Annotated in this window: 15 protein-coding genes; 10 read left to right on the plus strand and 5 right to left on the minus strand. The window is 61.3% G+C overall.

Going from position 1 to position 20,880, the window contains the following annotated elements:
* Positions 1-58 precede the first annotated feature (58 nt).
* Complete coding sequence (locus GKZ68_RS12395; RefSeq protein ID WP_173115180.1) at positions 59-2,551, minus strand: glycoside hydrolase family 31 protein; 2,493 nt, start codon at positions 2,549-2,551, stop codon at positions 59-61.
* A 228-nt stretch (positions 2,552-2,779) separates the two neighbouring features.
* Between GKZ68_RS12395 and GKZ68_RS12400 the strand changes: the two genes are divergently transcribed.
* Together GKZ68_RS12400 and GKZ68_RS12405 are read left to right on the plus strand one after the other, a co-directional pair.
* Complete coding sequence (locus GKZ68_RS12400; RefSeq protein ID WP_173115182.1) at positions 2,780-4,225, plus strand: hypothetical protein; 1,446 nt, start codon at positions 2,780-2,782, stop codon at positions 4,223-4,225.
* An 11-nt stretch (positions 4,226-4,236) separates the two neighbouring features.
* Entirely contained in the window at positions 4,237-4,710 is a 474-nt protein-coding gene (locus GKZ68_RS12405) for a YdeI/OmpD-associated family protein (protein WP_173115184.1), read from the plus strand.
* A 21-nt stretch (positions 4,711-4,731) separates the two neighbouring features.
* On the opposite strand, the gene GKZ68_RS12410 is transcribed toward GKZ68_RS12405, so the two are convergent.
* Positions 4,732-6,132, minus strand: a complete 1,401-nt coding sequence (locus tag GKZ68_RS12410) for a chloride channel protein (RefSeq protein ID WP_173115186.1) — start codon at positions 6,130-6,132, stop codon at positions 4,732-4,734.
* A 108-nt stretch (positions 6,133-6,240) separates the two neighbouring features.
* Positions 6,241-8,304: an alpha amylase C-terminal domain-containing protein gene (locus GKZ68_RS12415; RefSeq protein ID WP_173115189.1), complete on the minus strand. Its 2,064-nt coding sequence runs from the start codon at positions 8,302-8,304 to the stop codon at positions 6,241-6,243.
* 72 nt (positions 8,305-8,376) lie between these two features.
* On the opposite strand from GKZ68_RS12415, the gene ggt reads away from it, so the two are divergent.
* From ggt to infB, 4 genes are all read left to right on the plus strand, one after another.
* Entirely contained in the window at positions 8,377-10,158 is a 1,782-nt protein-coding gene (gene ggt / locus GKZ68_RS12420) for a gamma-glutamyltransferase (RefSeq protein ID WP_173115191.1), read from the plus strand.
* 384 nt (positions 10,159-10,542) lie between these two features.
* The gene (gene rimP / locus GKZ68_RS12425; protein ID WP_173115194.1) at positions 10,543-11,016 is read left to right on the plus strand and encodes a ribosome maturation factor RimP; all 474 of its coding nucleotides are present in this window, start codon (positions 10,543-10,545) and stop codon (positions 11,014-11,016) included.
* Between the two features lie 127 nt (positions 11,017-11,143).
* Positions 11,144-12,535, plus strand: coding sequence for a transcription termination factor NusA (gene nusA / locus GKZ68_RS12430; protein WP_173115197.1), 1,392 nt, complete (start codon positions 11,144-11,146; stop codon positions 12,533-12,535).
* Between the two features lie 124 nt (positions 12,536-12,659).
* On the plus strand, positions 12,660-15,767 hold the full coding sequence (gene infB, locus GKZ68_RS12435; protein ID WP_173115199.1) for a translation initiation factor IF-2: 3,108 nt from the start codon (positions 12,660-12,662) through the stop codon (positions 15,765-15,767).
* Positions 15,768-15,994: 227 nt separating this feature from the next.
* Here infB and GKZ68_RS12440 read toward each other — a convergent pair whose 3' ends face one another.
* Together GKZ68_RS12440 and mscL are read right to left on the minus strand one after the other, a co-directional pair.
* Positions 15,995-16,426 (minus strand): hypothetical protein, encoded by a 432-nt coding sequence (locus tag GKZ68_RS12440; protein WP_173115202.1) that lies wholly within the window; start codon positions 16,424-16,426, stop codon positions 15,995-15,997.
* A gap of 94 nt (positions 16,427-16,520) precedes the next feature.
* Entirely contained in the window at positions 16,521-16,952 is a 432-nt protein-coding gene (mscL, locus tag GKZ68_RS12445; protein ID WP_173115205.1) for a large conductance mechanosensitive channel protein MscL, read from the minus strand.
* 239 nt (positions 16,953-17,191) lie between these two features.
* Between mscL and GKZ68_RS12450 the strand changes: the two genes are divergently transcribed.
* The 4 genes from GKZ68_RS12450 to tatA all read left to right on the plus strand — a co-directional run bounded on the left by GKZ68_RS12450 (position 17,192) and on the right by tatA (position 20,878).
* On the plus strand, positions 17,192-17,986 hold the full coding sequence (locus tag GKZ68_RS12450) for an enoyl-CoA hydratase/isomerase family protein (protein WP_173115208.1): 795 nt from the start codon (positions 17,192-17,194) through the stop codon (positions 17,984-17,986).
* Positions 17,987-18,064: 78 nt separating this feature from the next.
* A complete protein-coding gene (locus tag GKZ68_RS12455) occupies positions 18,065-19,579 on the plus strand; it encodes a polysaccharide biosynthesis C-terminal domain-containing protein (protein ID WP_173115211.1) in 1,515 nt (504 codons plus the stop codon).
* A 396-nt stretch (positions 19,580-19,975) separates the two neighbouring features.
* The gene (locus GKZ68_RS22715) at positions 19,976-20,356 is read left to right on the plus strand and encodes a twin-arginine translocase TatA/TatE family subunit (protein WP_173115214.1); all 381 of its coding nucleotides are present in this window, start codon (positions 19,976-19,978) and stop codon (positions 20,354-20,356) included.
* A 42-nt stretch (positions 20,357-20,398) separates the two neighbouring features.
* Positions 20,399-20,878: a twin-arginine translocase TatA/TatE family subunit gene (tatA, locus tag GKZ68_RS22720; protein WP_173115217.1), complete on the plus strand. Its 480-nt coding sequence runs from the start codon at positions 20,399-20,401 to the stop codon at positions 20,876-20,878.
* The last annotated feature ends 2 nt before the right edge of the window (positions 20,879-20,880 follow it).

Genomic DNA, 20,880 nt, shown 5'->3' on the forward strand with positions numbered 1-20,880 from the left:
AAAGCACCCTAGCCGACGCTAGGGTGCTTTGTATTTTATCTGAGGAGTTGGAGTTGCCTTACGCTTTCGCTGGCGCCTCGGCTGCCGGCGCGACCAGCGCAACTTTTACCTCCCCAAAGCCCACACCCACTACCACGGCCGGCGCGGCCACGGTAGTTTCGGTGGCCAGGTACACCCCTAGCGACAGGGCCTGCGCGTCGGCCGTGGCGGCTTCGATGGCGGCGGGCAGGCCGTGCAGCACCACGCGGTAGGTGCTGTAGGGCGTTTGATAAGCGCCCTCGCTAGCCTGGCTGAGCGTGAGCGACGCGGCATCGCCCGTCACGCGGAAGCGGCGGGTGGTTTGCTGGCCTTCGTGGTAGGCGTAGCCTTCGCCGCCGTCGTCGTAAAGCACACTCTCGGCGGTGCCGTTTTTGTAGTACACGTGCAGGGTCAACTGCTCGACTATTTTTTCGCCTACGTACTGCAGCACGGGCTGCGTGGGCAGCACGGCGCCGGCCTTCACGAAGAGCGGAATGCGGGTGAGGTCGGCGCTGGCCCACACTTCCTGGCCACCGGCTTTCAGCTCGTCGGTCCAGTAGTAGTACCACTCGCCCTTGGGCAGGTACATCCAGCGGCCATCGGCGCCGGCCTGCGTGATGGGGCACACCAGCAGGTGGTCGCCGAGGCTGAACTCGGCCATGCGCAGGTAAGTCTCGGGGTCGTTCTGGTCCAGGAAGGTGAGTGGGCGCAGCATGGGCGTGCCTTGGGTGGTGTACTGCCAGAAGGTGGTGTACACGTAGGGCAGCAGCTGGTAGCGCAGCTCAATGAAGTGCCGCGCCAGGCTGGTGTAGGGCTCGCCAAAGCTCCAGGGCTCCTGGTCGCCGTGGTCGCCCGAGCTGTGGGTGCGGAAGAACGGATGGAAGGCCCCGAGCGCAATCCAGCGGGCATATAGCTCGCCATCGGGCGTGTCGATAAAGCCGCCGATGTCGGAGCCGATAAAGCTGAAGCCACTGATGCTGAGGCGCTGGCACTGAATATTGGCTAGCCAGAGGTGGTCCCAGCTCGCGATGTTGTCGCCGGTCCAGCCCGAGGAGTAGCGCTGGCCGCCCGCGTAGGTGCTGCGCGTGATGGTAAACGGCCGGTTGGGGTAGCTGAACTGCTTTACGCCGGCCGCCGTGGCGCGGGCCATCTGCATGCCGTAGATGTTGTGCGCCTTTTTGTGCGAGCAGGGCTGGCCGTCGAAATCAAAGCGCACATCATCCGGGAAGGTGCCTTTTTCGAACACGGCGGGCTCGTTCATGTCGTTCCACACGCCGCGCACGCCGGTGTCCTTTATCAGCCCCTCGAAGAGGCTAGCCCACCACTCGCGCACCGGCGGCTTGGTGTAGTCGGGAAAGTTGCAGAGGCCCGGCCACACCGAGCCGCGCATCAGTGGCCCATCGGCACGGCGGCAGAAGAAGTCGTTCTTCAGACCTTCCTGGTACACCGGGTAGCTCGGGTCGATTTTGATGCCGGGGTCGATGATAACCACCGTTTTGAAGCCGTCGGCGGCCAGCTCGTCCACCATGCGCTTGGGCTCGGGGAAGTGCTGCGGGCTCCAAGTAAAGCAACGGTAGCCGTCCATATAGTCGATGTCGAGGTAAATCGCATCGCACGGAATCCGGCGCTCGCGCAGGCCCTTCGTGATTTCCTTCACGTTGCTCTCCGGGAAGTAGCTCCACTTGCACTGGTGGTAGCCCAGCGTCCAGAGCGGCGGCAGCTCGGGCGGGCAGGTGAGGCGGGTATATTCCTCGGTGGTTTCGAGCAGGGTGGGGCCGTAGATGAAGTAGTAATTCATCTCGCCGCCCTCGGCCCAGAAGCTGGTCACGTCGGCCCGCTCGGCCGCGAAGTCAAAAAACGCCTTGAACGTATTATCAAAGAAAATGCCGTGCGCAATGCGCTGGTGCAGCACGTGAAAGAACGGAATGTTCTTGTACAGCGGGTCCGAGCCTTTCACGTAGCCGTAGGTATCGGAGCCCCAGTTGAGGAAGCGCTGGCCGCGCAGGTTCATGTTGGCGGGCTTATCGCCGAGGCCGTAGTAGCACACGCCGCTGGGCACGGCGTGGCTCATTTTCACAATGTCGTTGCCCGAGTCGTCATCGTGCTGCCAGTGGAAGCCCTTCTCATCGGCACTCAGGATATTGCCCGAGCGGTCGAGCACGCGCGTGCGCAGCGAGTCTTTCCACACAATGCAGATGAGACGGCCCGTGGTGAGGCGGTAATGGTCGCCTTTTTCCTTAAACTCCAGGAAGCTCGGCACGCCGGGGCGCATGGTGCGCTCGGCGGCGGGGTCGGGCACGGCGTAGCTAAAATCGGGCTCGCTAGGCGCACCCGGCGTGAGGTAGCGAAAGCGCAGAATCTTGTCGCTGAGCGCGTGCAGCAGCAGGCGGGTGCCGTTTTCGGTGGTGAAGGTAAACAGGTGGTCATCATTTTGCTCGACACGATGCACGGCGCCGGGCACCTGCTCCTGGCGGCTTTGCAGCGCCAGGTCGTTGAGCATATAATTATTTTCCTGAACGGAATTGGTAGGCATATAAAGAAGATAGGGAAGACAGCGGCAGGACGCCCCTCGCAAAAAAATGCCGGCAAGCGCCGGCAGCAAGGAGGCATCAAGTGCGCAAGTTACTTTTCAGGGTTGGCATCGGGCGCGGGCAAAACGCCTAATGACCGGCTCTGCTCGCTGAAGGCACAATTATTTTTTATCCAGTTCTATTAACCTGGCAGCAGTAGTGCCGTTATTCGCAGGGTTAATACCTGCCGAATGCCTTTGCCTGCCGCTGATTTGCCCGAACCCATTGCCGTACTTGTGCTGGCTTGGGCGGAGGCCGCCCCGGCCGTGCGGGCCTTGGTAGAAGCCACGCAGGCTGGTGCGCCCACCGTCGATTCTATCCTGGTGATGGTGCCCCAGGCCGACGCGCCCCACCACCTCAGCGCCGAAGAATACCTGCCGCTGGCATTACCCGAAGCAGAAGCCAAGCCCCTAGCCATTGCGGTAGAAAAGCCGCCCGCCCCGACCGAGGCGGCCCCGCCCCTGGCCGAAATGCCGCCGCCCGCCCCGGCCACTACTACGCTACTCCGCGCCGAAGCGCTCGAAGAAGATGCCGAGCCGGCCACCGATGAGCTACTACTGCCGGGGCTAGCCATTGCGGCTACCGTGCCAGCTAGCGTGCCCGTCCCACCCGAACCAGCGCTAACCTGGTCGGCCGTGCGGGTGTTGCGCCTAGGCAGCTACCGCCTGCCGCAGCTGGCCCAGCTGGCCGGCCAGCCCCTGCCCGCTCCCGTCTGGCTAGGCCCGACCGCATTGCCCGCCGCCCCGTATCTGGGGGCCGTGCGGCCAGCCCCGGCTGGTATTCGACCAGCGCGGGCGCCGATGCCCATAGAAGCCGTGGCTAGCCCACCCGCGCACCGCAATACAACGTTAGCTATGTCCCGCGCAGCCAGTAGTACCCGCCCGGCCACACCAGCTTCTGCGGTTAGTGCACTGCCCTCTGGCCCGGCGCCAGCTGACCGCCGGCCTCCCCAAACGGCCGCGCTGGAAACTGATTTTCGGCCGCAGGAGGCCGCTGAACTGGCGCAGTTTGAGTTGGCTAGCCCCGGTGCCGCCGACGTACTAGCCCAGCCGGCTACCAGCGCCACGCCAGCCCTGGCCGACTGGCCCGAGGCCCTGGCAACGCTACGCCAGCCCGCTACGCCACCCGCGCTGGCCGAGCCAGTGGAACTGCTTGAGCTGCCCGCAACGGCCGAAATCCCTACTGCGGCGCCCCATGCCGTGCTACTACCGGCCGCCACGCATTATCCGGCGCCCGATTTAAATTTTCAAATCATTCAGTACGCTCGCTTCGCGGTGCCAGTGGCGCTGGCCGAGTCCCCGTTCGCGGTTATTTATGCGCCGGCCTGGCCCACGTGGCTAGCCGCCCAGGAGCTGCGCCAGCGCACCGGCCGGCCGCTGGTACTGCACCTGGCCGCGCTGGCCGCATCGGTAGAGGAGTCGGCCGAAACAGCAGCGGGCTGGATGGCCGAGCTGCAACGCCAGGCGCTGCACCGGGCCGACCTGGTTTTAGTCGAAACCCCGACCCTGGCCGCGCGCCTGCACCGCGAGCTGGGGCTGGCAACGGGCACCGTGCGGGTCATTGCCGCCACCGATGCAGCTGCCATTGCCCAGGCCTTGCACGAGGCCCGGCCGCGCCCGGTGGCTAGCCCGGCGTAATTTTGCGGGCGATGACGGAATTTGAACAAGAATTTGAGGCGGCGCTCGAAGCCGACCCGCGCACCGGCGACGTATTTGTCGTGGCGCCCTTCTCGGTAGAAACGCTTTACGGCACCAAGGAAGACCTGCCCGTGCAAACGGCCATCGACGGCTTTCCCTACCAGGGCGAGCTAGCCCCGCTTGGCGACGGCTACCACGCCCTGGTCATTCCGCGCGAAGTGCGGCGCGCCGTGGGTAAAACGGTAGGCGACGTGCTGCACGTGGCCCTGCGCCACGACCTGAGCGAGCGCGTAGTGAGCCTGCCCGAGGACCTGGCCGCTGCCCTGACCGAAAATGAGGCCGCGCTCACTTTCTTCAAAAAGCTGGAAAAGCCCGAGCAGCGCGCCTACGTGCGCTACCTCAAGGGCGCCAAAAACCCCGCCGCCCGTACCAAGCGCCTCACCGAAACAGTGTATCGCCTCAGTATCGGCCGCAAGCGGGAGTAGCGGCGGCCGGCCGCCGCTACGTCATTCTACGTGGGCAGGCTCGGGGGCGGCAGTAGGCTGCGCGTTCTCGGCAAGCGCCTCCCGCATAAAACCTTGCTTGAGGTGCTCGTAGAGCGAGTGGCGGTCGAGCAGCGAAGCTACGCTTTGGGCCAGCAAGCCGCTGATTAGCAGCTGGAAAATGGCTGAGTGGCGGTCGGTCATTTCCAGCACCAGAATGGCCGCCGTGAAGGGCGAGCGCACCACGCCCGTCAGAAAACTCACCATACTTACCAGAATGAGCAGGTTGCGGTCGGGCACGCCCACGTGCATAAGCCGGCCCACGCCATCGCCCAGGATGGCCCCGGCACTGAGCGAGGTGGCAAACACGCCGCCCGCCCCGCCGCTGCTGTAGCTGAGGGCCATACCCACAAACCGCACCGGAAATAAGTACCAAGGCGTCAGGCCGTTGTTCTGAAACAACAGGCGGTTGATAATGGGCTTGCCGGTGCCTACGCCCTCGGTGCCGAAGGCGTAGGCCACCGTTGCCATCAGCAGGCCGCAGCCCAGCACCCAGCCCGCCTGCGCGGCCAGCGAGGTAAAGCGCTTGCGGTAGTTGCCGAGCCAGAGCAGGGTCTTGGCAAATGCGGCACCCGCGATGCCGCACACCACCGCCACCAGAAAAACCACCAGCTCGACCCGCCCTGAGGCTGCCACTACCTTGGGATAACCCAAGTATAAGTAAGGCCCCAGAAACGTCTGGGCGGTGAGGCCCGCAATAATTACGGCCGTAAATACGGCCATGCGAAAGCGAGCCATGTGCATCTGGGTCAGCTCCTCCACCACAAACACGATGCCGCCCAGCGGCGTGTTGAAGGCGGCGGCTAGCCCGGCCGCGCCGCCCGTAACGAGCGCAATCTGGCGCGAGAGCTGGGGCCAGCCCGCCGGCTGCAAGCGGTTGATGGTGCGGAAGATGGCCGCCGACACCTGGATGGTCGGCCCCTCGCGGCCGATAACCCCGCCCCCCAGCAGCAGCACCACGCTGCTCAGCACCTTTACTACGGCCACGCGCAGGCTCAGCAGGTAGCTGGTGCGCTGGTGGTGCGCGGGGTTGGAAAGCTCGATGCCGGCCATTACCTGCGGAATGCCGCTGCCGCGGGCGGCGGGCGCCAGCTCGCGCACCAGCAGCCACGACACCCCAAATGCCGCCGGCGTAAGTATAAACGCCAGCCAGGGCGTGCCGCTGAGCCAGGTAAAACTCAGCTGCTCGGCCCAGCCAAACATCTTTTCGTAGCCCACGGCCACCAGCCCGGTCAGGATGGAGGCCACCCAGAACGGAAAGCTTTGCAGAATCAGTCGCCGTACCCGGTCAGTATAAAGGGGACGAATAAGGTAGTGGTCGAGCCAGGAAAGCACTCGCTCATACCGGGTAGGTAAGTCAGCCATAAAATACAAGGTAGTGTTAGCCAGCCCCCGCCTTTGCAAGGCTAGCGGGCTCCTTTAGATGGCATTAAAGCAAAAAGTAACGGGGAGAACGCGCCCGTCCGGCCAAGCCTATCCCCTAGCCAGCACCAGCGCCGTGCGGCTGGGCACGTAGAGGCGCAGACGCGGCGCCTCGGCCGTGCCGCCGCCACCGAGCGTGTCGTAAATCACTTGCTCATCGAGCCGGTCAAAACCACCAAACTCGCTGCGGTCGGAGCTGAGCACCAGGCGGTAGCGGCCCAGGGCCGGCACCGGAACACCGTAATCGAAAAAGCTTTCGCTCACGTGGAAGCTGAACACGAATACCAGTCCGGCCCGCTCGAAAGCGATGACTTTGTTGCCAAAGTCGATATTGAGCAAGCTAGCCGGGCCTTTACTGAGCAGCTGCCGCTCGCGGGCCAGCTTGAGCATGGCGTGGTCGAAGGCCAGCAGCTGGCTAAAGCGCAGGTCTTTGTTATCGGCCAGGCTCCACTGGCGGCGGGCGTAGTGGTAGCTCCAGTCGTTGCCGGCCCTTGGGAAATCAACCCACTCGGGGTGGCCAAACTCGTTGCCGATAAAATTGAGGTAGGCCTCGCCGCCCGCGCTCAGCGTGATGAGCCGGATGAGCTTGTGCAGCGCCGTGGCGCGGGCCACCCGGGGGTCGCCGTCGAGCACGCCCATGTTGGTGTAAATGGCTGCATCGTAGAGCCAGTGACTGAGGGTTTTATCGCCCACCAGCGCCTGGTCGTGGCTTTCGGCGTAAGCCACGGTTTTTTCGCCCTGGCGGCGGTTCGTCAGCTGGTGCCACAGCTCGCCGAGGTTCCAGTCTTCGTCGCGCTGGTGCTTGAGGGTCTTAATCCAGAAATCGGGCAGCCCCATGCCGAGCCGGTAGTCAAAGCCCACGCCGCCGTCGGCGATGGGCCGGCACAGGCCGGGCAGGCCACTCATATCTTCGGCAATAAGCAGGGCCGATTTCTTTATCTCGCGCACCAGCGTGCTGGCTAGCATCAGGTACAGAATGGCATCGTCGTCGGCATCGGGGCCGAAGTAGCTATCGTAGCCGCCGAAGGCGTGGCCCTCGCCGTGGTGGTGATAAAGCATGGAGGTGACGCCATCGAAGCGGAAGCCGTCGAAGTGAAACTCTTCCAGCCAGTAGCGCAGGTTACTGAGCAAAAACTGTTGCACCTCGGGCCGGCCGTAGTCAAAAAGCTTGGAGTCCCAGCCGGGGTGGTTGCCGCGCTCGCCCTTGTGAAAGTAGAGGTTGCCCGAGCCGTCGAAGTCGGCTAGCCCCTCAGCCTCGTTTTTCACGGCGTGCGAGTGCACCAGGTCGAGCAGCACCGCAATACCCCGCTTGTGCGCCTCATTCACCAGGTATTTCAACTCCTCGGGCGTGCCGAAGCGCGAGCTGGGCGCGAAGAAATTGGCCACGTGGTAGCCAAACGAGCCGTAGTACGGGTGCTCCAGCACGGCCATGAGCTGCACCGTATTATACCCTTCGGCCTGGATACGCGGCAAAATATGGTCGGCAAATTCGCGGTACGTGCCCACGCGGCCTTCCTCCTGGGCCATGCCCACGTGCGCCTCGTAGATGAGCGGCTGGCCCTTGGTGGCATTATTGACGCGGAAGGTCGAGTCGGTCCATTTAAACGGCGTTTCGGGCACCCAGAGTTGGGCCGAGTAATCCTTGGTTTGCTCGTCCTGCACGGCGCGGCGCAGGTAGGCGGGCAGGCGGTCCTTGCCCTGGCCGTGGGCCACCACGTGCAGCTTGTAGCGCGAGCCGGGCGCCGGGCGCCGGCCGTGGGCATCGTCGGCAATAAAGCCTTCCCACACGCCGCTAGCCTCATCTTTTTGCAAAGGGTCGGCTCCGCGGTTCCAGAAATTGAAGTCGCCAATCAGGCTCACGGCTTCGGCGCCCGGCGCCCACTCGCGCACCACGTAGCCGCGGCGGCGCGCATCGTAGTGCAGCCCCAGCCGCTGGTGGGCGGTGGCAAACTTGCTGAGCGAGCCGTATTCCTGGGTAATGGCCGCCAGGCGGTCGGCCAGCCGCTGCTGGCGGGCTAGCAACACAGGTTCATAGGGTTGCAGCCAGGAGTCTTCCTGGGTGAGCGTCAGCACGGGGGCGGGAACGGCGGGGGAATCCTGGATTTCGGCGGACATAAGCGAGAGAAAATTGGCTTTTCAAAGGTAGGCAACTAGCCGGCTGGGTGGGCTTTGTACCTACTTTGCGTCATGCATACGTTTTCTCGCCTCTCTGCGGCTGCCTTCTTAGTAGCTGCACTTGCCGGCCCGGCACTAGGGCAAAAAGCAGCTCCGCACGCAGCCACCGCATCTTCACCCACCGACCAGCTGCCGCCGGCCGCCGCGCCCGTCGTGGCCCGCCACGCCCTGGTAGTATCGGCCCACCCGCTAGCCTCCCAAATTGGCCGCGACATCATGCAGCAGGGTGGCAATGCCTACGACGCGGCCGTGGCCGTGCAATTTGCCCTAGCCGTGGTGCATCCGTCGGCCGGCAATATTGGCGGCGGCGGGTTTATCGTGTACCGTGACCACGGTGGTGTGGCTGGCACGCTCGACTTTCGCGAAGTGGCCTCCGTCAATGCCACGCGCGACATGTACTTAGATGCCAATGGCAACGTGGTGCCGAATGCCAGCACCTTGGGGCGCAAGGCAGTAGGGGTGCCGGGCACAGTGGCTGGCATGGTGGCGCTACATAAAAAGCTGGGCAAGTTGCCGTGGGCCAAGCTGGTGGAACCGGCGGTGCGGCTAGCCCGGCAAGGCGTGGCACTGACTGAGAAAGAAGCCGCGGGCCTGAACGATAACCGGGATGCGTTTATAAAGTACAGCCACCGTGATGAGCTATACAAGACTGATGTTGTCGCTAACATCCCCACTCCTGACCTTGCGGCTTCGTCAAACTGGAAAGCCGGCGACCTGCTTAAACAGCCTGACTTGGCGGCTACCCTCGAACGCATTCAGCTACAAGGACGCGATGGTTTTTACAAAGGCAAGACGGCTACTTTGCTGCTAGATGAAACCCGAGGCAACCTTGTCTCTGATGACCTCAACCGCTATGAACCCAAATGGCGCGCCGCCCTGCGCGGCACCTACCGCGGCTACGATGTGATTACAATGCCACCGCCCAGCAGCGGCGGCGTGGCCCTGCTCCAGATTTTGCAGATGCTGGAGCCCAGCAACCTGGCCAAGCTCGGCTACCACACGCCGGCCGGCGTGGCTTTCATCACCGAGGCCGAGCGCCGCGCCTACGCCGACCGCGCCACCTACCTCGGCGACCCCGATTTTGGCAAGGTGCCGGTGGCCCAGCTCTTAGCGAAAAGTTACAACCAGCAGCGCTTCAGCACGCTGCGCGCCGATGGGCTAGCCACCCCCAGCGCCCAAATAACGGCCGGCCCCGGCTTGCCGCACTACGAAAGCGACCAGACCACCCACTACGACATCGTGGATGCCCAGGGCAACGCCGTGAGCTGCACCACCACCCTCAACGGCGCCTACGGCAGCAAGGTAGTGGTGGCCGGCGCCGGCTTTCTGCTTAATAATGAGATGGATGACTTCAGTTCAAAAGCCGGCGTGCCCAATATGTACGGCCTGGTGGGCGGCACCGCCAATGCCATCGCGCCCGGCAAGCGCATGCTCAGCAGCATGACGCCCACCATCCTGGCCAAAGGCGGCCGGCTAGCCCTCGTCACGGGCTCGCCGGGTGGCAGCACCATCATTACCACCGTGTTGCAGAGTATTTTAGCAACGGTAGATTACGGTGCCAATGCCGAGCAAGCAGCGGCCGCGCCGCGCCTGCACCACCAGTGGCTGCCCGACCAGCTCGACGTGGAAACCGGCGCCCTCACGCCCGAAGCCGAGAAAGTATTGCAGGAAAAAGGCTTCAACCCGAAGCCGCGCACGGCGTGGGGCCGGCTCGACATCATCCGGGTGTTGTCCGATGGCCGCCTCGAAGGCGGCGCCGACCCTCGGGGCGATGATGCGGCGATGGGCTATTAATCGACTTCTATTCTGGGTCAAAGATGAAAAATCGTCTTATCGCTTACTTGGCCGTTTTTCTACTCCTAGCCAGTGTGCTGGAGGGCTGTGCAGTGATTAACACGATGGTAAGTCTGCAATACGAAACCGGGTACCCGGCTTCGAAAGATGACTGCACGAGTAACGTCACGGGAGCCAACTTGTGCCTTTCATTAAAACGCCATAAGACAGCCGCTGCCGGGTGCCTCATCGGGTATGTAGCCATCTACGTATTTGCGGCAGCAACTAAAACCCCCGGGGAGTGACATCACTAAAAATTGCGTATCTTTGCACCAGAAAATGGTATTCAATCTGAAAAGAGGGGACGCGAAGTCCCCTCTTTTTTTGCCCTAGCCCCCGCCTGTCATGGCTCAATTTGACCGCCACCGCATTCAGCAACTACTCGCCGACGCCCTCGGCGACAGTGGCTTATATGTAGTTGACCTCACCGTGTCGGACTCGGTGATGCCCAAAATCACGGCTACGCTCGACGGCCCCAACGGCCTCGGCATCCAGGAGTGCGCCCAGGTGACGCGCCGCCTCAACCGCGGCCTCGAAGAGGCCTACGGCGAAGACGCCGCTTATTCGCTCGAAGTGACCTCGCCCGGCGCCGACCAGCCCCTCACCGACCCGCGCCAGTACCAGCGCCACGTGGGCCGCAGCCTGGCCCTCAAGCTAGCCGATGGCACCGAGAAAACTGGTCCGCTCACTGCCGTTACGCCCGAAGGCATTGAGCTGGAAGAAGTTATCAAAATAAAAACCAAGAAAACCACCCTACCCGCCGTCTTTATTCCTTTCGGGGACATAAAAGAGGCGACAGTTGTTATTTCTTTCAAGTAGACCGCAGATTAGCTGCGCTGAACTTCGTTTCAAACGGATTTAACGAAGTTCGCGGATGCGCCCGCTGAAGCGGGCTAACTATGCAAACAGTTGTTTTAGACGTTTTTACGCTTTTACTTAATCTTTCATGGCTAAAAAAGTCACCCCTAGCCCGCAGGAAGTCGCCGCCGCGCAGGCCGACCTAAATGCCCGGATGCTCATCGAGAACTTCCAGGAGTTTGCCAAGAGCCGCAACATCGACCGGCCCACGATGATGTCGATTCTGGACGACGTGTTTCGGACGATGATTCGCAAGAAGTTTGAGGACGACTCGAACTTCGACGTAATCGTCAACCCTGACAATGGCGACCTCGAAATCTGGCGCAACCGCGAAATCGTGGACGACAACTCGGAGGATATCTGGGACCTGGACAAGATTCCGCTGGCTGAGGCGCAGAAAATTGAGCCTGATTTTGAGATTGGCGAGTCGGTAGCCGAGCCGATTAAGATTGACGACTTTGGCCGCCGCGCCGTGCTGCTAGCCCGCCAAACGCTGATTCAGCGCGTGAAGGACATGGAGCGCGACAACTTGTATCAGAAATACAAGGACTTGGTGGGTGAAATCATCACCGGCGAGGTGTATCAGGTGTGGAGCCGCGAGGCGCTCATCCTGGACAAGGATGAGAATGAGCTGGTGCTGCCCAAGAGCGAGCAAATCCCGAAGGACCGCTACCGCAAGGGTGATACGGTGCGCGCCGTGGTGCACCGCGTAGATGTGGTAAATGGCTCACCAAAGGTTATCCTGAGCCGCGCCGCGCCCGCCTTTTTGGAGCGCTTGTTTGAGCAGGAAGTACCCGAGATTTACGATGGCCTCATCAGCATCAAAAATGTGGTGCGCGAGCCCGGCGAGCGCGCCAAGGTAGCCGTGGAAAGCTACGACGAGCGCATCGACCCGGTGGGCGCCTGCGTGGGTATGAAAGGCAGCCGCATTCACCCAGTAGTGCGCGAGCTGATGAACGAGAACATCGACATCATCAACTACACCGACAACCTGGAGTTATTCATCTCGCGGGCTTTGTCGCCGGCTAAGGTTGGCTCGATGAAAATCAGTGAACAAACCGGCCGGGTTTCCGTGTTTATGAAGCCAGACCAGGTGAGCCTGGCCATCGGCCGGGGCGGCGCCAACATCAAGCTGGCTAGCCGCTTGGTGGGCATGGAAATCGACGTCTTCCGCGAAGCTACCGACTATGAAGAAGACATCGCCCTCGACGAGTTCACCGATGAGATTGAGCCTTGGGTAATTGCCGAGCTTAAGAAAATCGGCCTTGACACCGGCCGCGCCGTGCTGGCCGTGAAAAAGGACGACATCGTGCGCCGCACCGAGCTGGAAGAAGAAACGGTAGACGATGTGTACCGCGTCATCCGCCAGGAATTTGCCGACGACGACGACCTGCCAACCGAGGCCGGGGCTGCGGCACCTAGCCCGACACCCACGCCGGCCGCCAACGCCGACACCGACAGCGCCCCGGCCGCCCAATGAGGGCCGGGGCCAACCGCCAGCAAGTAAGTTATTAAATCAAGCCAGTAGGCTTGATTTATAGCCTGCTGGCCAGATTTAATCTTTACCTTTGCACCCTGAACGTATTCGTTCGCGACTTATTAGAATGGCGGAAGCAACCCCGAAACGGCTATTACAGGCGGCCAAAGACCTGAACATTGGCATTGACCGGGCCGTTGAGGCCCTTTCCCGCAGAGGGATTGCGGTAGAAAACAAGCCTACTACCAAGCTCACCGGCGAGCAGGTAAGCCTGTTGGAAAAAGAATTTGCGGCTTCGGCCCAGGATAAGCAGGAGGCCCAGCGCCACACCCAGGCCCGGCGCCAGAGCGAGCTGAATGCCCAGGCCCAGGCGGCAGTGGCTAAACCTGCCCCGACCCCGGCTCCTGTTCCCAAACCAGCGCCGGTGGCTAGCCCACTAACGGCACCCGTGTCGGCACCAGCACCTATCGCTGCTCCGGTGGCCGCTGCACCGGCACCAGCGCCCATTGTAGCAGCCCCTGCTGCTCAGCCGGCTTTAGCCCCGACCGAAGCGCCTAAGGCTCCGGGCCTCAAGGTGCTAGGCAAAATTGAGCTCGACAGCAAAGGCCGCGTTATTCCGGCGCGGCCCGCGACGCCCCCGGCTGCTACGCCGACTCCGGTGGCGCCCGCCGCGCCCACGCCAGTTGCGGAAGTAAAACCAGCACCGACTCCGGCGCCTCAGCCAGTAGCGGCACCCCAGCCAGCCCCGGTAGTAGTAGCCCCAGCAGCCCCGGTCGTTTCGACCCCGGTGGCAACGCCCGCGCCTACCCCGGCTCCCGCACCAGCTGCTCCGACTGCCCCACTTGTCTCGGCTCCCGTAGCTACTGCGGCCCCCATTTCCCCGGCACCAGCAGCTTCAGCTGCTCCTGATGCCCCCGCGGGCGAAGAAGGCACCATTGTGGCTAAAGCCGACCAACTGAAAGGCCTCACGGTACTCGGCAAGATTCAACTGCCGGTTGATTCGAGCCGCCGTGGGCCGGGTGGTGGCCGCGGGCCGCGCCCGGTGGCCTCGTCCGACGTGCGTAAGAGCGGCGTGGGCAGTGCCAACCAGAAGAAGCGCCAGCGCCTGCCGGCTCCCGGCCAGCCGGGCGGCGGTGGCGCCAGCACCGGTACCAACACCGGCCAGGGCGGCGGCTACCAGGGCAATCGCCCGGCGGGTGGTCCAGGCCAGGGTGGCAACCGCCCCGGCGGGCCCGGCCAAGGCGGCACCCGCCCCGGCCAGGGCACCCGCCCCGGCCAGAGCAACAACCGCCCGGCTACGCCGCAGGTACCGCTCACGCCCGAGCAGAACGACAAGCAGATTCAGGAGCAAATCAAGGCTACGCTAGCGAAGCTCAGCGGCGGCAAAACCAACGCCGCTGCCAACCGCGCCAAGTATCGCCGCGACAAGCGGGGCATGGCTGCCGAAGAGCGCGAAGCCCTGCGCGCCCAGAACGAACTGGATGCCAAGACCCTCAAGCTCACCGAGTTCATTTCGGCCAACGACCTCGCGTCGCTGATGGATGTGAACGTGAACGAGGTAATCAAGGTGTGCTTGGGCATGGGCATGTTCGTGTCCATCAACCAGCGCCTCGATGCCGAAGCCATCACGGTGATTGCCGACGAGTTTGGCTATGATGTCGAATTCCTCTCGGCCGAGGAAGACGAGGAGCCCATCGACATGAGTGATGCGCCCGAGGACCTTCAGCCCCGCGCGCCCATCGTGACCATCATGGGCCACGTCGACCACGGCAAAACGTCGCTGCTTGACTACATCCGCGAGGCTAGCGTAGCCAAGGGCGAGGCTGGTGGTATTACCCAGCACATTGGCGCCTATGAGGTAAAGACCAAATCGGGCAACCCGATTACTTTCCTCGATACGCCGGGTCACGAAGCCTTTACGGCCATGCGCGCCCGTGGTGCCAAGGTGACGGACATTGCCATTATCGTAATCGCGGCCGACGACTCGGTGATGCCCCAGACCAAGGAGGCTATCAACCACGCCCAGGCGGCGGGCGTGCCGATTATTATTGCCATCAACAAGGTAGACAAGCCGCATTCCAACCCGGAGAAAATCCGCGAAGAGCTTTCGCAGATGAACATTCTGGTGGAAGAATGGGGTGGCAAGTATCAGAGCCAGGAAGTTTCGGCTAAGTCGGGCCTGGGTGTAGATGACTTGCTGGAGAAAATTCTGCTCGAAGCGGAGTTGCTTGACCTGCACGCCAACCCTAATCGTAACGCGATTGGGACGGTTATCGAAGCCGAGCTGGACAAAGGCCGGGGCTACGTAACTACCGTGCTGGTGCAAACCGGCACGCTGAACGTGGGCGACATCGTACTGGCCGGCCCGCACTACGGCCGCGTGAAGGCCATGACCGACTACCGCGGCAAGAAGAAGAAGCTAGCCGGCCCCGCCACGCCGGTACAGGTGCTGGGCCTCACGGGCGCCCCGCAGGCCGGCGACCGCATCCAGGTAATGGAAACGGAGCGCGAAGCCCGCGAACTGGCCACCCAGCGCCAGCAACTGGCCCGTGAGCAAAGCATCCGCACCAAGAAGCACATCACGCTCGACGAGATTGGTCGCCGTCTGGCTATCGGCTCGTTCAAGGAGCTGAATATCCTGGTGAAAGGTGACGTGGACGGCTCGGTAGAAGCCCTCTCCGACTCGCTGCTGAAGCTGAGCACGCCCGAGGTGAAGGTGAATATCCTGAGCAAAGGCGTGGGTGCCATTTCGGAAAGCGACGTGCTGCTAGCCTCGGCTTCCGACGCCATCATCATCGGCTTCCAGGTTCGCCCCTCGCAGAGCGCCCGCAAACTGGCTGAGCAAGAGCAAATTGACGTGCGTTTGTACTCGATTATCTACAACGCCATCAACGAGGTGAAAGACGCGATGGAGGGCATGCTGGCCCCCACCCTGCACGAAGTAGTGGTGGCCAACGCCGAAGTGCGCCAAGTGTTCAACATCACCAAGGTGGGCACTATCGGTGGCTGCATGGTGACGGACGGCACGTTTACCCGCAAAACCAAGGTGCGCGTAGTGCGCAACGGCATCGTGCAATACACCGGCGACATTCAGGACCTCAAGCGCTTCAAGGACGATGTGTCGGAAGTGCGCCAGGGCTACGAATGCGGTATCTCGGTGAAGAACTTCAACGACCTGCAGGAAGGCGACAACATCGAAGGCTTCGAAGAACAGGAAATCAAGCGCAAGCTGTAACCGCAGATTAGCTGGGCTGCACTTCGCTGCAAACGGCTTGAACGGATACGCTTGCTGCGCAAACTGGCTGTTTTTTGAATTGAATAACTAAAAAGGCCACCCTGCGGGGTGGCCTTTTTAGTTACAGTTATAAAATAGACAATGATGACGCTAACGTAGTTTGCTTGCGCAGCAAGCGCATCCGTTCAAGCCATTTGCAGCGAAGTGCAGCCCAGCTAATCTGCGGTTTAGAAGAGGAGGAATTTCTTTTTTCGGCTGCGGTCGTGCACGAGCGGCTTGCCCTTAGTACGGCCGCCCATCACCACGCGGCGCGATACGCCGCGCTCCTGCTCCTGGCCCGGCAGCGCCCGAAATTTGCGCACGGTAAAAGAACCGCCGGCTTTATCCATCTGGCGGAAGGGGCCGCTCCGCTCAGCACCAAAGCTGGTGTTGCCGGTGCGGGCTTCCAGCACCTGCAATTGCTGGTCGCGGGCGGCGTCTTCGGGGCTCATCTGCTGCTGACGTCGGGTGCGGACATTGTCTGGTGCGCCCGGAGCGGCGGAGCGCGCCGGGCTGCCCGGCGCCGGAAAATCGGGCGCGGTAGTTTGTGCCTGAGCGACCGTAGCAGTGAGCAAAAAAGCCGCGAAGGCTAGCGGAGTGGCAAGAAACAGTTTTTTCACGGGTCGAAGCTACGGGAGAACGGTAAGCAAGAAGCGGTAAACCCGAAATGTCGGCTCCCCGGCAGAAGTTCCGGCCAGCCTGGCTAGCCCAGCGCTAGGCGCGGGTGCGCAGAGCATCGCGAATTTCGGCGAGTAGCTCCTGGTCGCGGGTAATAGCCGGAGCAGCAGGCTCTTTCACTTCTACCACGGTGGGCTTTTTGAAGCGGTTCGCCAGCTTCACGACCCAGAAGATGACCAAGGCGATAATGAGAAAATAAATGATGGCATTAATAAAATTGCCATAGCTTACCACGGCGGCTTTGGCATCCTGCGCCGCCTTCAAGGTTTCGTAGTGCTGCCCATTAAGCGCAAAGAACTTCTCCTTGAAATCAATGCCGCTAGTGAATACGCTCAGAATTGGCATAATAATGTCGTCGGTCAGCGACGACACGATTTTGCCAAACGCCCCGCCAATAATGACGCCCACGGCCAGGTCGAGTACATTGCCTTTCGAGATAAACTCCTTGAATTCGGAAACGAAGCTCATAAGTAAAAACGAGGGAAAGATGAGAGAATGAACCTTGCTACGCCGGGGTATTACGATTTGCGCCGTTAGCGATGTCACTGACAGCCACAAAGTTTTGCGCAATATGCACGCGATTAAGTGATAGTTCGCCGAATAGTGGCTTTCCCGCTTTAAATGGCTGATTATGGCGGGTGAATTGGGGCTAGCCTGGCACCGTACCTTTGCGCCACTGGATTTTATTGCTACTTTTTCAATTGCCCATGCCCGCCTCATTTGCAAACCTGCTCTATGACCTGGACGCTGCCACCGGCATCCTCACGCTGACCGTTAACCGGCCTACCAAGCTCAATGCGCTGAACGCGGCCACGATAGCTGAACTGGGCCAGGCCATTGACCAGGCGCGGGCCGACGCCGCCGTGCGGGGCATCCTGCTCACCGGCAGCGGCGAGAAAGCGTTTGTAGCTGGGGCCGATATTGCCGAGCTAGCCGGCCTCACTGGCCCCGGCGCGCAGGATGCTGCCGCGCGGGGCCAGGCCGTATTCCGGCGTTTTGAAACCAGCCCCAAGCCCGTGGTGGCGGCCGTGAATGGCTTTGCGCTGGGCGGCGGCTGCGAGCTGGCGATGGCTTGCCACCTGCGGGTGGCTTCGGACAATGCTCGCTTTGGCCAGCCCGAAGTAAACCTGGGTTTGCTACCCGGCTACGGCGGAACCCAGCGCCTGGTGCAGCTGGTGGGCAAAAGCAAAGCGCTGGAGCTGCTGCTCACCGCCGACCAAGTAAAAGCCGATGAGGCCCTGCGCCTGGGGCTAGCCAACCACGTAGTGCCGCAAGCCGAGCTGTTGCCTTTCTGCAAGAGCCTGCTGCTTAAGATATTGACCAAGGCACCAATCGCCATAGGCCTTACTATCGACTGCGTCAATACCTACTTCGACAAGGGCGGCGAGGCCGGCTACGCGGCCGAAGCCGCCGCGTTTGGTCAGGCTTTCGGCACGGCCGATTTTAAAGAAGGGACCACTGCTTTTCTGGAAAAACGTCCGGCGGTATTCACCGGCAACTAATTTTAAGGAAGCTGGCGGCCGGGCGAAGTAGTTATTTCGACTAGCTACGCTCCGCCCTGCCGCCAGCCTTGCGTACGAATGGGGATTGCAAAAAAACTGGCCTCCCAAACGGCCATTTACGGCGTCAGCAGTATAGTGGGGCGGGTGCTGAACTACCTGTTGGTGCCCATTTACACGGCCCACTTCGCGGCGGCTGAGTACGGTATTGTGACGGGGCTCTACGCCTACGTGTCATTTTTGAACGTAGTATTTACTTACGGGCTCGAAACGACGTTTTTTCGATTTGCTAACCGGTCCGGCGAAGACCGGCGCGAGCTTTATAGCCGCACGCTGAGCCTGCTGCTACTGAGCAGCCTGGTGCTCACGGCCCTGCTGGCAGCGCTGGCCCGGCCGCTGCTCGGGCTGCTGCACCTGCCGCCCGGCCACGATGAGTACGCCATCTGGGTAGCCCTGATACTGGGCCTCGACGCGGTGGCGGCGCTGCCCTTCGCCCGGCTGCGGCTCGAAAACAAGGCGCGCAAATTTGCCACTATCCGCCTCACCAACATCTTGTTGCAGGTTGGCTTAAACTTATTTTTTATCGTGCTATGCCCGGCCGTGGCGCATAGCGCACCCGGTAACCTGCTAACCGGGCTGCGGCCGCTGATTGCGGCCGTGTACAACCCTAGCCTTGGCGTGGGTTACGTTTTTCTGGCTAACCTGGCTGCCTCGGCGCTCACGCTGGTATTGCTAGGGCGCGAGCTGCTGGACTTTCGCTTTCGCTGGCCCTGGCTCACTTTTTTGCAGCCCCTGCTGGCCTACGCCCTACCCCTCATGCTGATGGGCCTGGCCGGCATGGTCAACGAAACGCTCGACCGCATTTTGCTGCCCGCGTGGCTGCCCGCCAATTTCTATCCTGGCCAGAGCCAGCTGGCCGCCGTGGGTGTGTACGGCGCCTGCTACAAGCTCAGCATCTTTATGTCGCTGATTATCCAGGCATTTCGCTACGCGGCCGAGCCGTTTTTCTTTTCCCAGAGCACGGAAAAAAACTCACCCGCCACGTTCGCGCTGGTGCTCAAGTGGTTTACGCTGTGCTGCGCCTTTATTTTCGTAGCCATTAGTCTGAATCTGAGCTGGATTGGGCCTTTGTTTTTAAAGAGGCCCGAGTACCTGGCTGGGCTGGGCGTGGTGCCGGTTCTGCTGCTGGCCAACCTGTTTCTGGGCGTGTACTATAATCTCTCGGTGTGGTTTAAGCTCACTGACAAGACCTATTTTGGTACTTACATCGGGTCGGCCGGCGCGGTGCTCACTATCGCACTCAACTTTTTGCTGATACCCGTGCTAGGGTACATGGGCAGCGCCTGGGCCACGCTGGCTTGTTATTTTATGATGGCCGCGCTGTGCTGGTGGCTGGGCGAGCGGCACTTTCCGGTGCCCTACCCCGTGACGCGGCTGTTGCTTTGGCTGCTAGCAGCGGTAGGTCTGGTAGTGCTGGGCCAGGCAGCTAGCCACACGCTGGCTCCGCTGGCTGGCTATGCCCTGGGGCTTGCCCTGCCGCTAGCCTTTGCCGGCCTGGTTTATTTCGTAGAAGCCCGGCGCGGAATACGGGCTTAATGGGCAAAAAAAAGCATCGAACAGTGTTCGATGCCTTTCTGAGCTATGAAAACAAACTTAGCCAACTTCCTCTGCCTCGGCTGGCTGCAAAAGCAACGCAACTCCGGCTAAGGCTGCTAACCGATACAAAGGTGCATCAATTATCGGGGAAGTACTAATTGTTTTCGATGAATATGCTTCTTAAGCGTCTTAATGACCTCAAAATCTCTCTAATTTGGACTTATCACGGATTAAATGCCGGAATTTTGTTCGCTCAAATACTATTGCCGCTAGCCCGATACGTCGGTAGCGAACAATTGGATTAGTCTCCTGGCCGGTACCTTTACCCGTCCAAAGCCTCCGTTTTTACGTATCTTCGTTTTCATCACTCGCCGCGGTAATTCCGTTGTCCCACTCATGCTACTCACCACGCTTTTTCTGTTTCTGAGCAATCCCAGAACTATTATCTTCATTATTTTCATTCTGGTACTGTTCTTCGGAGCCAAGCGCATTCCCGAGCTGTTTCGGGGTGTGGGCCAGGGCGTGCGTGAGTTTAAGGATGCCAGCAACCCCGAGCCGCAGCAGCCGATGAACCCGAATTATAACCAACAGCCCGGCTACAATCAGGGCGGCTATCCGCAGCAAGGGGGCTACCCCCAGCAGCCCGGCTACAACCAGCAACAACCGCAGCAATACAGCCAGAATGGCTATCCGCAGCCGCCGCAGCAATACGGCCCGCCGGCTCAGGGTCAGGTGCCGCCGGCCCCATACAACCCTACCAACACGCCGGCTAGCTAAGTTGTCCGCAATTTTTATCCTTCGCTTTTATTTCTCTTCCTGATGAACTCCCCCCTGCTTTTTCTCGGCGATATCGGCGGCTCTGAGCTGATTCTGATTATGGTCGTCATTCTGATTTTCTTTGGCGCTAATAAGATTCCGGAGTTGGCGCGGGGCCTGGGCAAAGGCATTCGTGAGTTTAAGGACGCCAGCAGCGAAATCCGCAACGAGTTTGAGCGCGCTGGCCAGCCTAATCCTACCCAAGGGTATACTAGCCAGGGCTACAACCCTAATCAGCCCTACGGTCAGCCGCAGCCTAACTATGGCCAGCAACCGGCGCCTTATCAGCCTGGGCAAGTGCCCCCTACTACGCCTATGTCGGGCGACTACGTAGCGCCCGTAGCTAATTATACTGCGCCGGGCGCCGTAGATTTGCCGACGGCGGACCAGCCGACTTATCACCAGAGCACGCCCATTCCGCCCACGGCCGATGGCGTGCCCGGTACGCGGCCCCGCCTCGACCAGTCATCAACCGGAGCTTAAGA

Origin of the sequence: Hymenobacter sp. BRD128 (assembly GCF_013256625.1) — a bacterium.
Classification (GTDB): domain Bacteria; phylum Bacteroidota; class Bacteroidia; order Cytophagales; family Hymenobacteraceae; genus Hymenobacter.

Bases quoted from the DNA above. Each gene is read 5' to 3' on its own strand.
- GKZ68_RS12395 (WP_173115180.1), bottom strand. From the start codon at position 2,551: ATGCCTACCAATTCCGTTCAGGAAAATAATTATATGCTCAACGACCTG.
- GKZ68_RS12400 (WP_173115182.1), top strand. From the start codon at position 2,780: ATGCCTTTGCCTGCCGCTGATTTGCCCGAACCCATTGCCGTACTTGTG.
- GKZ68_RS12405 (WP_173115184.1), top strand. From the start codon at position 4,237: ATGACGGAATTTGAACAAGAATTTGAGGCGGCGCTCGAAGCCGACCCG.
- GKZ68_RS12410 (WP_173115186.1), bottom strand. From the start codon at position 6,132: ATGGCTGACTTACCTACCCGGTATGAGCGAGTGCTTTCCTGGCTCGAC.
- GKZ68_RS12415 (WP_173115189.1), bottom strand. From the start codon at position 8,304: ATGTCCGCCGAAATCCAGGATTCCCCCGCCGTTCCCGCCCCCGTGCTG.
- ggt (WP_173115191.1), top strand. From the start codon at position 8,377: ATGCATACGTTTTCTCGCCTCTCTGCGGCTGCCTTCTTAGTAGCTGCA.
- rimP (WP_173115194.1), top strand. From the start codon at position 10,543: ATGGCTCAATTTGACCGCCACCGCATTCAGCAACTACTCGCCGACGCC.
- nusA (WP_173115197.1), top strand. From the start codon at position 11,144: ATGGCTAAAAAAGTCACCCCTAGCCCGCAGGAAGTCGCCGCCGCGCAG.
- infB (WP_173115199.1), top strand. From the start codon at position 12,660: ATGGCGGAAGCAACCCCGAAACGGCTATTACAGGCGGCCAAAGACCTG.
- mscL (WP_173115205.1), bottom strand. From the start codon at position 16,952: ATGAGCTTCGTTTCCGAATTCAAGGAGTTTATCTCGAAAGGCAATGTA.
- GKZ68_RS12450 (WP_173115208.1), top strand. From the start codon at position 17,192: ATGCCCGCCTCATTTGCAAACCTGCTCTATGACCTGGACGCTGCCACC.
- GKZ68_RS12455 (WP_173115211.1), top strand. From the start codon at position 18,065: ATGGGGATTGCAAAAAAACTGGCCTCCCAAACGGCCATTTACGGCGTC.
- GKZ68_RS22715 (WP_173115214.1), top strand. From the start codon at position 19,976: ATGCTACTCACCACGCTTTTTCTGTTTCTGAGCAATCCCAGAACTATT.
- tatA (WP_173115217.1), top strand. From the start codon at position 20,399: ATGAACTCCCCCCTGCTTTTTCTCGGCGATATCGGCGGCTCTGAGCTG.